Origin of the sequence: Providencia sp. PROV076 (genome assembly GCF_028483405.1) — a bacterium.
GTDB lineage: Bacteria > Pseudomonadota > Gammaproteobacteria > Enterobacterales > Enterobacteriaceae > Providencia > Providencia huaxiensis.
The window spans coordinates 1-15,807 of sequence record NZ_JAMPRR010000040.1; the positions used below are offsets into that span (position 1 = coordinate 1).

Annotated in this window: 14 protein-coding genes; all 14 read right to left on the bottom strand. The window is 44.1% G+C overall.

Features of this window, described 5'->3' with window-relative positions:
- A partial coding sequence (locus PSF67_RS20415) for a TnsD family Tn7-like transposition protein (protein WP_272677554.1) occupies nucleotides 1-997 on the bottom strand: 997 nt, incomplete at its 3' end.
- 2 nt (nucleotides 998-999) lie between these two features.
- Entirely contained in the window at nucleotides 1,000-2,667 is a 1,668-nt protein-coding gene (locus PSF67_RS20420) for an AAA family ATPase (RefSeq protein ID WP_001276994.1), read from the bottom strand.
- Nucleotides 2,664-4,691: an integrase catalytic domain-containing protein gene (locus PSF67_RS20425; protein WP_064753667.1), complete on the bottom strand. Its 2,028-nt coding sequence runs from the start codon at nucleotides 4,689-4,691 to the stop codon at nucleotides 2,664-2,666. The genes PSF67_RS20420 and PSF67_RS20425 overlap by 4 nt, the downstream gene beginning before the upstream one ends.
- A gap of 67 nt (nucleotides 4,692-4,758) precedes the next feature.
- A complete protein-coding gene (locus PSF67_RS20430) occupies nucleotides 4,759-5,580 on the bottom strand; it encodes a TnsA endonuclease N-terminal domain-containing protein (protein ID WP_001029679.1) in 822 nt (273 codons plus the stop codon).
- 158 nt (nucleotides 5,581-5,738) lie between these two features.
- The gene (gene glmS, locus PSF67_RS20435; protein ID WP_181489996.1) at nucleotides 5,739-7,571 is read right to left on the bottom strand and encodes a glutamine--fructose-6-phosphate transaminase (isomerizing); all 1,833 of its coding nucleotides are present in this window, start codon (nucleotides 7,569-7,571) and stop codon (nucleotides 5,739-5,741) included.
- Between the two features lie 206 nt (nucleotides 7,572-7,777).
- On the bottom strand, nucleotides 7,778-9,148 hold the full coding sequence (glmU, locus tag PSF67_RS20440; RefSeq protein ID WP_166268161.1) for a bifunctional UDP-N-acetylglucosamine diphosphorylase/glucosamine-1-phosphate N-acetyltransferase GlmU: 1,371 nt from the start codon (nucleotides 9,146-9,148) through the stop codon (nucleotides 7,778-7,780).
- A 126-nt stretch (nucleotides 9,149-9,274) separates the two neighbouring features.
- Nucleotides 9,275-9,700: a F0F1 ATP synthase subunit epsilon gene (locus PSF67_RS20445; protein WP_004906291.1), complete on the bottom strand. Its 426-nt coding sequence runs from the start codon at nucleotides 9,698-9,700 to the stop codon at nucleotides 9,275-9,277.
- Nucleotides 9,701-9,721: 21 nt separating this feature from the next.
- On the bottom strand, nucleotides 9,722-11,104 hold the full coding sequence (gene atpD / locus PSF67_RS20450; RefSeq protein WP_102140420.1) for a F0F1 ATP synthase subunit beta: 1,383 nt from the start codon (nucleotides 11,102-11,104) through the stop codon (nucleotides 9,722-9,724).
- A gap of 34 nt (nucleotides 11,105-11,138) precedes the next feature.
- Nucleotides 11,139-12,002 (bottom strand): F0F1 ATP synthase subunit gamma, encoded by an 864-nt coding sequence (atpG, locus tag PSF67_RS20455; RefSeq protein WP_102140421.1) that lies wholly within the window; start codon nucleotides 12,000-12,002, stop codon nucleotides 11,139-11,141.
- A 52-nt stretch (nucleotides 12,003-12,054) separates the two neighbouring features.
- Nucleotides 12,055-13,596: a F0F1 ATP synthase subunit alpha gene (gene atpA / locus PSF67_RS20460; RefSeq protein WP_102140422.1), complete on the bottom strand. Its 1,542-nt coding sequence runs from the start codon at nucleotides 13,594-13,596 to the stop codon at nucleotides 12,055-12,057.
- A gap of 14 nt (nucleotides 13,597-13,610) precedes the next feature.
- Nucleotides 13,611-14,144 carry a F0F1 ATP synthase subunit delta gene (gene atpH, locus PSF67_RS20465; RefSeq protein ID WP_102140423.1) on the bottom strand — a complete coding sequence of 178 codons (534 nt, stop codon included), beginning with the start codon at nucleotides 14,142-14,144 and terminating at the stop codon, nucleotides 13,611-13,613.
- A gap of 12 nt (nucleotides 14,145-14,156) precedes the next feature.
- Nucleotides 14,157-14,627, bottom strand: coding sequence for a F0F1 ATP synthase subunit B (atpF, locus tag PSF67_RS20470; protein ID WP_004906301.1), 471 nt, complete (start codon nucleotides 14,625-14,627; stop codon nucleotides 14,157-14,159).
- 58 nt (nucleotides 14,628-14,685) lie between these two features.
- A complete protein-coding gene (gene atpE / locus PSF67_RS20475) occupies nucleotides 14,686-14,925 on the bottom strand; it encodes a F0F1 ATP synthase subunit C (protein WP_004093904.1) in 240 nt (79 codons plus the stop codon).
- Between the two features lie 48 nt (nucleotides 14,926-14,973).
- Complete coding sequence (atpB, locus tag PSF67_RS20480) at nucleotides 14,974-15,792, bottom strand: F0F1 ATP synthase subunit A (RefSeq protein ID WP_042846803.1); 819 nt, start codon at nucleotides 15,790-15,792, stop codon at nucleotides 14,974-14,976.
- Nucleotides 15,793-15,807: the final 15 nt, after the last annotated feature.

Consider the following 15,807-nt stretch of genomic DNA (forward strand, 5'->3'; position numbering starts at 1 on the left):
CAGATAAATCTTCAGAGTTAGGTTGCACAGACTGGCTAACAGGTCTTGTCGTTATAGAGTGCTCAGTAAGAGCACTTGCCTGCTGTAGCGCTTCTATAACCGTTAGTTTTGGCAATAAGGCTTGCCACACAATACTATGCTGTAAATAACTAAAGGCTTTTCTATGCTTACGGAATATACTTTTCAGCCAACACGTGTCCTTGTTCTCTGCCAACTTTAAATCCAGTTTCTCTAGTGCCTCATCACTAAAAGTCTGCCTCACTCTCTCCGCCACCAAGTCATGACGAATGTGCTTGCTTTTGGTTAGCCCTAGATCCTGCGCTAAGCGCTGATAAAACAGCGTCCACTGCTCAAGGCTTGGGGAAAGCTCTTGCGCTCGTGGAGCATCTAACAGAGGGGCTATATAAGCAGCTAGTGCTGTTAATTGAGATAGGGAGTCTTTGGGGTAGTCTGAAAGCAGCTCAGTATGACCCAAAGCCCAAAATTGATGTCGGTGATCATCTACAGCTCTATCAAAGAAGACTAAAGCACCGTGTTTTGGACAATATGGCAAAGCGGGCAAATACCAATCTCGTTGCCAAAAGGCTTCCCCATACCTATTTAGCTGAAGAGCAACGCAATCAGGGCAGTATCTAAAGCGGTTATCGCTCTTAACTCTAGAAGCAGCGACTCCTAGCATTAAATGCACCGCACCTTGCGCTTGGTACTCCATTAACCGAATAGCTTCGTCTCGGCGCTCCTTGCCTACAAACGGAGCATATAAAGGGAATAAGGTATGCTCATAAATAAGCTGCTGAACAGCGTAACGTCCTGTTTGATGTAGATGTCTTGCTATCACACCTAAATGCGAGGGCAGACCTAAGGTAGCGACCACCTTGCGGTTGCCATACACCTCATCCAACAGCTGCTTAGGACTAACAATCCCTTGATAAACGCCTGCCCGTGCAATAGTGCTATAAATCAGCTCATTCGAGTACGGAACAGGAAAGTTTCTCATGGCTAACCTGCTTGTTTAAATAAGCTCGCCATATCCACTATTACCCCTTTCCCTTTTAACCGTTCATGCATGGTTTTTTCAGGTTGGCGTTGTGAATAGATATAACGTAAATCCGTATCAGGCAAGCTATCCCAGTCGCTGGGCTTGACTACCTTTATAGCCGAAACCTTTTTACTCTTGGAGGGCTTTTCTAGTTCTGACACTACCGTTTCGCCTTCCATCAACCACTGCAAAACAAGAGGCAGTAACTTTTGTCTTGTCATCGTTGGATTCTGGCTAAACGCTTTTTTAATAGTGGGAATTAACAGGCTTGAATCGTAATCCTCTTTCAGCATCAGATATAAATGACGCTGATCTTCGGTATCTAACTCTTGAAGGGCTTTTTCTTCTGGTGTTTGTTCTTGTATCGCTGCGATATCTAGCTGAAGTTGGATTAACCGTTTATCAATCTCGGGAACGACTAGATCAGAATAACGAGCAATGCGTTCTGGGATACCCGAGCGTAATGCCTCTAGCATGGGGTGCACAGGCTTTAACTCATCTTGATACACTTGCCGCAATAAACCAGCGGTAATACGCTCATTGCCTAAAGCTAGCGCACGGAGCTGAGCGAGTACAAAAAGTTTTACTACAATGTCCATCACTCCTTGGCTTAGCTCATACCACACATCACGGACCTCATCCGATAACAGCGCATCTTTGCGTTGTAAAAGCTGTAATTGCCAAAGATTATCCGTAAAAGCGATCCACTCTTGATTGGGCTTTCCACGTTGCGTTTGTTGTATAGGATCCCAGAATATAGCTCCAAACCCTGCCCCTCTACGTGCAGACCGCAAATCAGCCTCAAAAATCTCTCGTGCTTTAGGGGTACCAATCAACATCACTGGTACGCCAATAATATTCACCATCGTCACAAAAAAGTTCAGCATCTCTTGAGATCCACCCGAACGAGAGCGGCTTAAATGCTGAATTTCATCAATAACCAACAACCCTAAAGCATGTGCATTGGCTATTTGCGACATCAAAGCCAACATGGTTTCTATACCATGACGTTTTAAGCCATAACGACGCTCATAGTTCGAGCCCAAGGCTCGATCCAACGCTCTGAAAAAATTCAAGCAGATTTCTTTTAGCGAACCATTATGCGAGCAGTCTATTTTCAAATACACCACCTGCTCTACATTGAGTTCACGATGGTAAATCACCTGAGGATACGTGGCTAGAATACGATGAAGAGAGGTCGTCTTCCCACTACCAGAACAACCAATTAACAATAAGCTTTGTGCCGTAGATCGTGCCTCCTCAAAGCGAAATGTCTCCAACTCTCCCGTTTGAACACGCTCATAACCATTTTGTAAATGCTTTTGTAAATCTCCTGTTTTAGGATTTCTGCCTACGTAGCCACCTCGAATCATGACCGAAATACGCTCACTTAGTAGCAAATGCGTACCTAATGGCTGAAAATAGTCATCTGGAATACGACAAATGGTATGAGCTCTGATAACACGGGACTTTTGCAAGTCAGAGGAAGTAAGCTGTAAAGAGGATTTCAGTGATGCAGCACTATTCACTGACTCTTGTAATGGTGGTAAGGCCTCGATAAAAGGATTATCACGATAAGCCTCTACCCCCGTATCACGATAAACTGCTTGAATCCGGGTAGCACTCATGACTCATCCTTTTCTGGTGGATCCTGAAATAATTCAGGCACGTATGTGGGTAGGCTGTAATCTTCTTGATCATCCGCTTCCACTGCGTTGAAAGGAATAACTTTAGCCTCATCACCTGAAGAGCTTGGCTTCAAATGCTCCGCACGTTTTTTACGCTCCGAGGTCACGGCTTCTTTTTTATTAGTTTTAATCTGCTTAATGCGTGTTGATTTGGGCTCAGTAGTACTGGGCGTTAACTTATTCGCTTTCTGAATGGTTTGCTGAATAAACGCCTCAAGCTCCCTGCGTTTAGTTAACTCATCCTGCTTCGCATTGGCTTTATTGTGTTTTTCTTGTGCTTGTATATCCCAAACCTCCCAAAATGAGAGACCTTTAAACTGCCGACTACGTTCCGTCAGATTACAGCGCCAAAATACACGGCTGCCAACTTGCGGAAACAAATAAATCGTATCAACCAGCACTGGGTCATAAGCCGCTTCTAAATGTTGAGGTCTAGCTATATCAGTGCTCCGCTGCAACCAACCCTCACGCAGAATCTCTGACCCCGAGTAATACAAACCCCACAAATTAACGCCAAATGAAGAAATAGAGACCTTTCGGCGAGGCAGTAACGCTACTCGCAACTGCTCTTGCTCCACAGCCCTTAAACTACCTGTACGATGCTGCATACCCCATTGCCATAGCTGGACAGGAATAGACGGTAAATCTGTAGGAAAATCAGCATCTCGATCGTATTTATCCATCACCAGATGGTTATTTCTGAATAAGATCGTACGCAAAATAATTTGTGTGAACTCAAATACCGACAGAGATGCATCTAACCTATAGTCTGTTTCACCATGGCTTTTGATCCGACTGCCCTCTACAATGCCAGGTGCAAAGGACTTAAACTCGGCTTGTAGTGTTCTAAAAGTGCTTTCCACTATGCCTTTAGCATCGCCACGTCTAGGTGGAGCACTTTCCACTCGCACATTAAAACTAGAAACTAAGGCTTCGACCTGATGACTCATTAATTCGCCACGGTCCGCTAGCAACACATCTGGCAAACCTACACACGGCCAGTCTGAGCTACTAATCTCAATATCATGCTGGGCACAAATGGCCGTTTTGTCAGAGCAAGCATTTACAAAAGCCTGCATCGCCACCACATAAGACGGATTTTCAAAGCCGATATAAAAGCCCGTGATCATCCGACTAAACACATCAATCACAATGTAAAGCGTTGGTCTTCCTATGATTTTTTGGCGATCATGATGATCCACTAAATAAATATCAGCAATCGTGGCATCAATCTCATAACGACTCCCAGGGCCTAACGCCTGAGAAGTGGCTGTACTACTTAAGGGTCGTACGTCTTTTTTATATACCCCTGCTTTAACTCTAGACTTTAAGCGCTGAGCTTTAGGGTATTCTCGATCATAAAAATAACGAAACTGACGTAATGTTGGGTAATCCTCTTGGGGAATGCGAGGAAAATACTGAGCAAACAAGTCCACAAATCGTCTATAGGCAACGGTGGTCTTTGTACCTTTTTGATTTAACAGGTGCTTTTCTATGGTCAACCTAAAAAGGCGTTCAATCTCGGGCGTTACCTTGGTTCCTTCACCCTTACCATATTCTCTGGCTCGGCCAATCTTTGCTGTTCCTGTCGCTGAACGTCTTTCCCCTGGTGCACCGCTGTTTTTGTAGTCAGGAATTAATGCATTAGGCGTTTGACCACGCTGCCAGTAACGGCGTAACAACTTATAAACTGTAGCCTTAGTAACCTTATGTTCTTGGACCACATGCTCAACGAGTTCGCTTCTGACTTTAGGGTCGAAACGATCCTTACTATTAATAATAGGAAGAATTTTTCGATAATCCTCCTCGCGCTTCTGGAAGCTGACAGAATCTACAGACGGCTCTTCTAAATCAAGATGTACATAAGGGTCATCAGTTCTAACTAAGCGGCCTTCATCTAAATACTGCATTAGCAACAACTCAGCCCTAGCTTGTGGAACTCCTTTATCAGCGCTTATTTGCATCCAGACAACTTGGCCATCCTCTATAGCCAAAATGCGATACGGATCATTATCAAATAGCACAACCTCATTAATTTGCCACATAGCGCAACTCCTCCATATTCACTACTTGGCTAATACAGAGATCTGCACACTTATTTGCCCTGAAAGACTTATAAATATTGAACTTAATAAAACCATTTGCGGTTAAGGCTCGTATCTCACTCAATGTTTTGCCTAACTCCAAATCATAAGCAATATCAACCTGCTTACAGACATTGATAATGTTTTCATCTCCTTTTTCTTGCAGGATATGGGCCAATGGGGATAGTTGTGCTAAAAGCTCCGCAGAAACTTCTTCTGTTTTCACTGAATAAAGCCATTCAATATTTTCTTTTACTACGGGATTTATTTCTTTATCAGTAAAAATGAACCAAGGAATTTGCTTTTGCTGCCAATAGCGACGCTCTAGTTCTAGTTTTTCTAAGGTACGCTCGTCTTGTAAGGCTGCTGCAGGTTTGACTTGAATAGCAAACTGCTCAAAAGGACCATCTTTGCAGTCCACTAAAAAATCAGTAGACATAACCTGATCTACACCACGAATAACAGGATGCTTAATACCACTATCTATTGCAATCTGCCTGGTATCACTAGGTAATAAGGGGAACTGCTCGCGTATATCTAGCACGCTGCTCTCCCACTCAAGACTGAGAAAAACAGCAAGCTCTAAGTCAGATAGCAAATGATGGACTCGTCCCGTCTTATGAGAATAAATACGGTGGGAACGACCTGAAGAAGGAACTTCTTGTACTGTTAGCCATGGAATATAGTCTTTACCATGCCCTTGGCCACGCCCCTCTTTAATACGACGGGCAATTTGCACTTCAGAAAATGAAGAGTTTGCTTTAGCCATAACAAAAGTCCAGTATGCTTTTTCACAGCATAACTGGACTGATTTCAGTTTACAACTATTCTGTCTAGTTTAAGACTTTATTGTCATAGTTTAGATCTATTTTGTTCAGTTTAAGACTTTATTGTCCGCCCACACATCAATATTAAATCAGTATGTCATTACTCAACTGTCACCGATTTCGCCAAGTTACGAGGCTGGTCAACGTCTGTGCCTTTAATCAATGCAACGTGATAAGACAACAATTGCAGTGGTACAGTGTAGAAAATAGGCGCAATTAACTCTTCAACATGAGGCAACGAAACAATTTTCATGTTTTCACTCGCTTCAAAGCCTGCATCTTGGTCAGCAAATACATACAGCAAACCACCACGCGCACGGACTTCCTCAATGTTCGATTTGAGTTTTTCTAACAGTTCATTGTTAGGTGCAACGATGATAACAGGCATATCAGCATCAATTAGCGCTAATGGGCCGTGCTTTAACTCACCCGCGGCATACGCTTCTGCGTGAATGTAAGAAATCTCTTTTAATTTCAGAGCCCCTTCAACTGCAATAGGGAATTGATCACCACGACCTAAGAACAATGCGTGGTGTTTATCTGAGAAATCTTCAGCCAGTGCTTCGATGACTTTATCTTGCGATAACATGCTTTCAATACGAGCTGGAAGCGCATGTAATGCATGGGAAATGCTTTCTTCTAACTCAGGTTTTGCCCCCTTCAAACGACCCATATACGCAACTAGCATCAGTAAAACCGTTAACTGTGTGGTAAACGCTTTAGTCGATGCGACACCAATTTCTGCCCCTGCTTTGGTCATTAAAGCAAATTCAGATTCACGTACTAGAGAAGAGCCCGCCACGTTACACACTGCTAAAGAAGTCAGATAACCTAATTCTTTTGATAAACGCAGGGCTGCCAGTGTATCTGCGGTTTCACCTGATTGAGACAACGTAATCATCAGGCTGTTTTTACGGTGAGCAGGGTTGCGGTAGCGATACTCAGAAGCAATTTCCACATCACAAGGAATACCAGCCAAAGATTCAAACCAATAACGTGCAACCATTCCCGCATTGTAGGATGTCCCGCATGCGACGATTTGAATATGTTCAACTTGAGATAAAATTTCACTCGCACGAGGGCCTAACTCGCTTAAATCGATACCATTGTCTTTGTCAAAACGCCCTTCAAGGGTGTTTTTAATTGCCATTGGTTGTTCGTAAATTTCTTTTTGCATGTAATGGCGATAGACGCCTTTATCGCCTGCATCATATTGAACGTTTGATTCAATTTGTTCGCGATCGACCGCTTCACCATTTTTATCAAAAATATGAACAGTACGACGAGTGACTTCGGCAACATCCCCTTCTTCGAGGTAAATAAAGCGACGAGTCACAGGCAACAATGCTAATTGGTCTGATGCTAAGAAATTTTCACCTACACCTAAACCAATAACCAACGGGCTACCAGAACGTGCAGCAACTAATAATTCAGGAATACGGCTATCCATGATCACGGTACCGTAAGCACCACGCAATTGTGGGATAACACGTTGAACCACTTCCACCAGCGTGCCACCTTTTTGTTGTTCATGGTGAACAAGGTGAGCAATCACTTCGGTATCAGTTTCTGAACTAAAGATATAACCGAGTTTTTTCAGCTCATCTTTGAGCTCTAAATAGTTTTCAATAATGCCGTTATGAACAACCGCAATGTAACCAGAAGTATGCGGATGAGCATTACGTTCACTTGGAATACCATGAGTTGCCCAACGGGTATGTGCAATCCCCGTTCCACCCGATACCGGGTTTTTCTCCGCTTCTTCAGCTAACATTTGCACTTTGCCGACTTCACGTAAGCGTTGCAAATGCCCTTCGTGATCAACCACAGCCATACCGGCAGAGTCATAACCACGATACTCAAGACGACGAAGACCTTCTAACAGAATTTCTGCGATATCACGTTGTGCAACAGCACCTACAATTCCACACATATTTTTTGGATCCCTAGACAAAAGGTTTCTTTCTTGAGAAACCTTCATTTGTCGCAACCTAATTGTTGTACAGTTTTCACTGTTCCCCAGCCTTGTAGAAAATGGGGATATTTTTATATTGCTACCTTAGGTAGCTATTTTATTATTTGCTATTAATTAGCTTTTTTATCATAGGAGAGATATCGCTATCTCTCCTCAAAATTTACTTATTTTTTCTTAACTGGACGCTGCCAGTTTTTAATATGCATTTGCTTTACACGGCTAACGACAAGTTCGTCTTCATTCACATCACGTGTTACCGTAGTGCCAGCCCCTATTGTTGCACCTTTGGCAACAGAAACTGGTGCAACTAACTGAGTATCTGACCCGACAAATACATCGTCGCCAATAATGGTTTTGTGTTTATTGGCACCATCATAATTACAGGTAATAGTACCTGCGCCAATATTCACGTTATCACCAATTTGAGCATCACCGAGGTAACTTAAATGACCTGCTTTAGAGCCTAAACCTAAAGAGGCATTTTTCATTTCTACAAAGTTACCTACGTGCGCTTTGGCCGCTAATTTAGCACCTGGACGTAAACGCGCAAAAGGGCCAACCGTACATTCGGCTGACAATTCAGAGTTTTCTATCACTGAATATGGGCTGATAACCGAGTTATCACCGATTACACAGTCTTTTAATATACAGCCAGATTGAATATGTACGTTATTCCCTAATGTGACATTACCTTCAATAATCACGTTAGTATCAATAATAATATCGCGCCCATGAGTCAGCGTTCCGCGCAAGTCAAAACGTGCAGGGTCAATTAACATCACACCAGCTAATAACAGTTTTTCCGCTTGTTCTTTCTGATAAACCCTTTCTAACGCAGCCAATTGTAGGCGGTTATTCACCCCTTCCATTTCACTTAAATGTTTAGGGTGAACAGTTGCAATTTTATTACCTTCTTTATGTGCCAATGCAATAATATCAGTAATATAATATTCGCCTTGCGCGTTATCGTTGTTCAGCTGTGCCAACCAACGTTTAAAATCTTTGCCACTGGCAACCATAATCCCAGTGTTAATCTCTTGGATTTTACGTTGCTCTTCGCTGGCATCTTTTTGCTCAATAATACCTACAACTTCATTATTTTCACGAATGATACGGCCATACCCTGTTGGGTTATCTAAAATAACCGTCAGCAAGCCAATACCACCTTCTGGCTTCACTTCAATTAGGCGATCTAAGGTATCTTTCGCTATCAACGGTACATCGCCATATAACATGACAATATTTTCATCGTCTTGGAAGCTTGGCGCTGCTTGTTGCATCGCATGGCCAGTGCCGAGCTGCTCGGCCTGCAATACCCAGTTGAGGTTTTGCTCACCCAGTTTTTCTTTCAGTAAATCACCGCCATGTCCGTATACCAGATGAATATCTGATGCACCAATGGATTTTGCTGTATCTATAACATGCTGAACCATGGGTTTGCCTGCAAGTAAATGCAAAACTTTAGGTAGCTCTGAATACATCCGTGTGCCTTTACCGGCAGCTAAAATCACGACACTTTTTCTTTGCACAGTCATTTTTCCTGAAACTCCAACTTAGGGATGAAAGTAAACCTATTTCCTTTATAAATTACTACATATTTCGCTCAAATAAAAAAGCCAGTTAGACTTAACCAACTGGCTTTTTTTACTATACCGCTATCATTACATTAGCTTTTTAGTTAACTCGATGACTCGAAGTTTCGCTATTGCTTTTGCAAGTTCTGCTGATGCCTGAGCATAATCAACATCGCCGTGAGCTTTACGGACGTGTTCTTCCGCTTTGCGTTTAGATTCCACTGCACGAGCTTCGTCTAAATCTTTACCACGGATCGCTGTATCAGCGAGTACGATAACACCATTTGGTTGCACTTCTAAAATACCACCGGAGAGGTAAATTAGCTCTTCTTCACCAAACTGTTTGGTAATACGTACCATGCCCGGTTTTATGGCAGTCAGCAGCGGGGTATGCTGCGGGTAAATCCCCAGCTCACCTTCACTACCTGTCACCTGAATTTTCTGTACCATGCCTTCAAACATTTGTTTTTCAGCACTTACTACAGTCAGGTGGTATGTCATTGCAGCTACCATATCAACCTCCTGTCAGCTGGATTAAAGCTTTTTAGCTTTTTCCACAGCTTCTTCAATGGTACCAACCATATAGAACGCTTGTTCTGGCAGGTGGTCGTAATCACCGTTCAGGATCCCACTGAAGCCACGGATAGTGTCTTTCAGAGAAACGAACTTACCTGGTGAACCGGTAAATACTTCAGCAACGAAGAATGGTTGAGACAGGAAGCGCTGGATCTTACGAGCACGAGCAACAACCAGTTTGTCTTCTTCAGACAGTTCATCCATACCCAGGATTGCGATGATATCTTTCAGTTCTTGGTAACGTTGCAGAATAGACTGAACGCCACGAGCAACATCATAGTGCTCTTGACCAACAACCAGTGGGTCAAGCTGACGGCTAGTAGAATCCAGAGGGTCAACCGCAGGGTAAATACCCAGAGATGCGATTTGACGGCTCAGAACTACCGTTGCGTCTAAGTGAGCAAAGGTGGTTGCTGGTGATGGGTCAGTCAAGTCATCCGCTGGAACGTAAACCGCTTGAACGGAAGTGATAGAACCCGTTTGAGTTGAGGTAATACGTTCTTGCAGAACACCCATCTCTTCCGCCAGCGTTGGCTGATAACCTACCGCTGAAGGCATACGACCTAACAGTGCTGATACCTCAGTACCTGCCAGGGTATAACGATAGATGTTGTCAACGAACAGCAGTACGTCACGACCTTCGTCACGGAATTTTTCAGCCATAGTCAGACCAGTCAACGCAACGCGCAGACGGTTTCCTGGTGGCTCATTCATCTGGCCATAAACCAGTGATACTTTATCCAGAACGTTTGAGTCAGTCATTTCATGATAGAAGTCGTTCCCTTCACGAGTACGCTCACCAACACCAGCGAATACTGAGTAACCTGAGTGCTCAATCGCGATGTTACGGATCAGTTCCATCATGTTTACTGTTTTACCAACACCCGCACCACCGAACAGACCGACTTTACCACCTTTCGCGAATGGACAGATTAAGTCCATTACTTTGATACCGGTTTCCAGCAGCTCTGTTGAGTTAGCTAACTCTTCGTAGCTAGGTGCAGCACGGTGAATTGACCAGCGCTCTTCTTCGCCGATATCACCTTTCATATCAATAGGCTGACCCAGAACGTTCATGATACGTCCTAAAGTTGCTTTACCTACTGGTACTTCAATTGGGTGCTCTAAGTTTACAACTTCTAAACCACGGCTCAGGCCATCTGATGTACCCATTGCGATACAACGGACAACACCACCACCTAACTGTTGCTGAACTTCCAGCACCAGTGTTTCTTTACCGTTAACAACCTCAAGAGCGTCGTACACTTTTGGTACGTCATCTTGAGGGAACTCGACGTCCACAACGGCGCCGATTACCTGGATAATCTTTCCAGTAGCCATCTTGAATCCTCTACGTAATTCGTAAACCTAGCTGTTAAACCGCGGAAGCACCCGAAACGATTTCGGTAAGCTCCTGAGTAATGCTGGCCTGACGAGCTTTGTTGTAAACCAACTGCAACTCTTTGATCAGGTTTCCACCATTATCAGTAGCGGCTTTCATCGCTACCATTCGTGCGGCCTGCTCACTAGCCAGGTTTTCAACGACGCCCTGATAAACCTGCGACTCGATATAACGACGTAGCAGGGTATCCAGCAACGCCTTTGGATCGGGTTCGTAAATGTAATCCCAAGACTTCTTCTTCAGTGTTTCATCATTGCTTGCAGGCAATGGTAACAATTGAAGAATAGTTGGCTCCTGAGACATTGTATTGATGAACTTATTCGTCACCACATACAGTTTATCCAAACGCCCTTCATCATAGGCTTGTAGCATAGTGTTAACTGGACCAATCAAATCCGAAAGCGTTGGGTTATCCCCCATTCCGGTAACTTGTGTCACGACATTGCCGCCCACAGAACCGAAGAATGATACCGCTTTAGAACCGATTAAAGCCAAATCAACCTGAACGTTTTTCTCAGACCACGACTTCATCTCTGCTAACAGTTTTTTGAACAAGTTAATGTTCAAGCCACCACACAGACCACGGTCTGTTGAAACAACCAGATACCCGACACGCTTAACTTCACGCTCTTCGAGATATGGATGTTTATATTCCAGATTACCTAATGCTAAGTGACCAATTACACTGCGCATGGTCTCTGCATAAGGACGGCTGGCCGCCATGCGTTCCTGCGTTTTACGCATTTTGGACGCAGCGACCATTTCCATCGCTTTAGTGATCTTCTGCGTGTTTTGCACGCTGGCGATCTTGGAACGTATCTCTTTTGCGCCGGCCATTTCTGCTTCTCCTTATTAACCAGACGGCCCTAGAAACTCGGGCCGAATAGTATTACCAGGACTGGGTTGCTTTAAATGATTCGAGCAGTTTTTTCAACTTGCCTTCGATATCATCGTTATAGCTACCAGCCGGGCCAATTTCGTTCATAAGGTCAGCATGCTCGCGCAATGCATAAGAAACTAAAGCAGCTTCAAACGCACCAATTTTAGCTAACTCAACATCATCCAAGAATCCACGTTCTGCCGCAAACAGAGACAGTGACTGCTCTGCTACTGACATAGGTGCATACTGTTTCTGTTTCAGCAACTCAGTTACTTTCTGACCGTGGCTCAGCTGCTTACGCGTTGCATCATCAAGGTCTGAAGCAAACTGAGCAAACGCTGCCAGTTCACGATATTGAGCAAGTGCTGTACGGATACCACCAGACAATTTCTTGATAATTTTAGTCTGAGCAGCACCACCAACACGAGATACTGAAATACCTGGGTTAACCGCTGGACGAATACCAGAGTTAAACAGGTTAGATTCCAGGAAGATCTGACCATCTGTAATCGAAATTACGTTAGTCGGAACGAATGCAGAAACGTCACCGCCTTGAGTTTCAATGATTGGCAATGCAGTCAATGAACCCGTTTTTCCTTTAACTTCACCTTTAGTGAATGCTTCAACGTACTCAGCGTTAACACGAGCAGCACGCTCAAGCAAACGTGAGTGCAGATAGAAAACATCACCTGGGTATGCTTCACGTCCTGGTGGACGACGCAGTAACAGTGAAATTTGACGGTACGCAACAGCCTGTTTAGACAGGTCATCATAAACAATCAGAGCATCTTCACCGCGGTCACGGAAATATTCGCCCATTGCACAGCCAGCGTAGGCTGACAGATATTGCAGTGCAGCTGACTCAGATGCAGTTGCAACAACAACAATGGTGTTTTCCAGAGCGCCATGTTCTTCAAGTTTACGGACAACGTTAGCAACAGTTGATGCTTTTTGACCGATAGCGACGTAAACACATTTGATGCCAGAGTCGCGTTGGTTGATGATTGCATCGATTGCCAAAGCAGTTTTACCTGTTTGACGGTCACCGATAACAAGCTCACGCTGACCACGACCGATTGGGATCATGGCATCGACTGATTTATAACCAGTTTGAACAGGTTGATCAACGGATTGACGGTCGATAACACCTGGAGCAATAACTTCTACAGGAGAGAAGCCATCGTTATCAACAGGACCTTTACCATCAATTGGTTGACCCAGTGTATTCACAACACGTCCTAGCAGGCCACGGCCTACTGGAACTTCAAGAATACGACCAGTACATTTAACTTTCATGCCTTCTGCCAAGTCGGCATAAGGACCCATAACGACCGCACCAACAGAGTCACGCTCTAAGTTCAGTGCGATAGCGTAACGGTTGCCAGGCAGCGCGATCATCTCACCCTGCATGACTTCGGCTAAACCGTGAATACGAATAATACCGTCATTAACGGATACAATCGTACCTTCATTGTGAGCTTCACTCACAACATCGAACTGAGCAATACGCTGTTTGATCAGTTCGCTGATTTCGGTGGAATTCAGTTGCATATGCTCCAGTCCCCTTAAGACTGCAAGACGTCAGTTAAACGCTCTAAGCGACCGCGGATACTCCCGTCGATGACGAGGTCTCCAGCACGAATGATCACTCCAGCAATAACAGACTTATCAATTTTGCAATTCAGCTTAACTTTGCGTGACAGACGTTTTTCCATCGCTGCAGAAATTTTAGCTGACTGCTGTTCACTCAGTTCGTTAGCGGATAAAACATCAACTTCAATGGTTGATTCCAGAGAATCGCGCAATTGGATAAACTGCGTTAAAACTTCTGGTAGCGTCGTTAAACGCCCGTTATCTGCCATAACACGAATCAGATTCTGAACATGCTCGTCAATTTCATCTCCACAAACAGAGATAAACGTTTTAGCTAATGTTTCTGGTGCAATAGAACCAGAAAGCAGCTCACCAACCTGCTCATTGCGCGTCACCTCAGAGGTGAAGGCCAGCATTTCCTGCCATTTAGCAACAGCTTGGTTTTCCACAGCAAAGTCAAAAGCTGCTTTGGCGTAGGGGCGAGCTACAGTAGCAATTTCAGACATGCCCCTCCCTCCTTACAGTTCAGCGACTAGTTTATCAACGATGTCGCTGTTAGCAGCTTCATCCACGGAACGTTCGATGATCTTCTCGGCACCTGCGATAGCAAGCATCGCAACCTGTTTACGTAACTCTTCACGTGCACGTTTACGCTCAGCATCAATTTCAGCTTGCGCTTGTGCGACGATTTTTGCACGTTCTGCTTCTGCTTCTGCTTTTGCTTCATCAATCATTTGAACGCGTTGTTTATTCGCTTGTTCAATGATGACTTGAGCTTCAGCTTTCGCTTTTTTCAGTCGGTCGGTTGCGTCGGTTTGCGCCAGTTCCAGGTTCTTTTTAGCACGTTCTGCGGAAGATAAACCGTCAGCAATTTCTTTTTGACGTTTTTCAATGGCCGCCATAATCGGTGGCCATACATACTTCATACAGAACCAAACAAACAGGACAAACGCGATAGCCTGGCCGAGGATTGTTGCATTTAGATTCACAGACAATACCTCATATTCATTAGTGAATTAATGTTCTTACAGTGTTCCGTAACGTTAATTAGGCAACAGCGAACATTACATACAAGCCCAGACCAACAGCAATCATCGGAATAGCATCGACCAGACCCATTACGATAAAGAACTGTGTACGCAGCAGAGGAATTAAATCTGGCTGACGAGCAGCACCTTCTAAAAATTTACCACCTAGGATGCCGATACCGATCGCAGCACCGATCGCCGCTAAGCCCATCATCACAGCGGCAGCCATGTACAGCAGATCCATACTCAGGTTTTCCATGACAGTCTCCAGTTTGTTTCAGTTAATACAATTATTGATAAAATTAAATTAGTGTTCTTCAGATGCCATCGACAGATAGACAACTGTTAGAACCATAAAAATAAAGGCTTGTAGCGTAATAATCAGTATGTGGAAGATAGCCCAAGGTAGGCTTAACAACCACTGTGACCACCACGGAAGCAGAGCCGCGATAAGAATAAAGATCAATTCACCTGCATACATGTTACCAAACAGTCGCAGACCGAGTGATACAGGTTTTGACAGCAGGCTTACCCCTTCAAGAATCAAGTTGACTGGAATGAAGACAGGATGGTTAAAAGGCTGCATTGTGAGCTCTTTTGTAAATCCGCCAATTCCTTTCATTTTGATGCTGTAGAAGAGGATTAGGATAAACACACCAATAGCCATCGATAATGTGACACTAACATCTGCGGTTGGTACTGCACGTAATGCAGGTAACCCGAGATAATGTTCAGCAATATACGGAAGGAAATCAATTGGTAGTAAATCCATCAGGTTCATTAAGAATACCCAGACGAACACTGTTAATGCTAAAGGAGCAATAACTTTGCTCTTACCGTGATACATATCACGGACTGAGTTATCAACGAAACCAATGATCAGTTCTATTGCAGTCTGTAACTTACCGGGTACGCCACTAGTCGCATTGGCTGCAACTCTTCTAAATAGCCACAGGAACAGAGCCCCGAGAACTACTGAGAAAAAAAGCGAGTCAATGTTCAACGTCCAAAATGTTGGACTAGCGTGGGGATCGACCAACTTAAAGGTACTCAGGTCCAACTGAAGGTTTCTCAGATGGTGGCCTATGTAATCCTCTGTAGTCATCACTTCTCCTGATGCAGACATGATGCCTCTTACCCT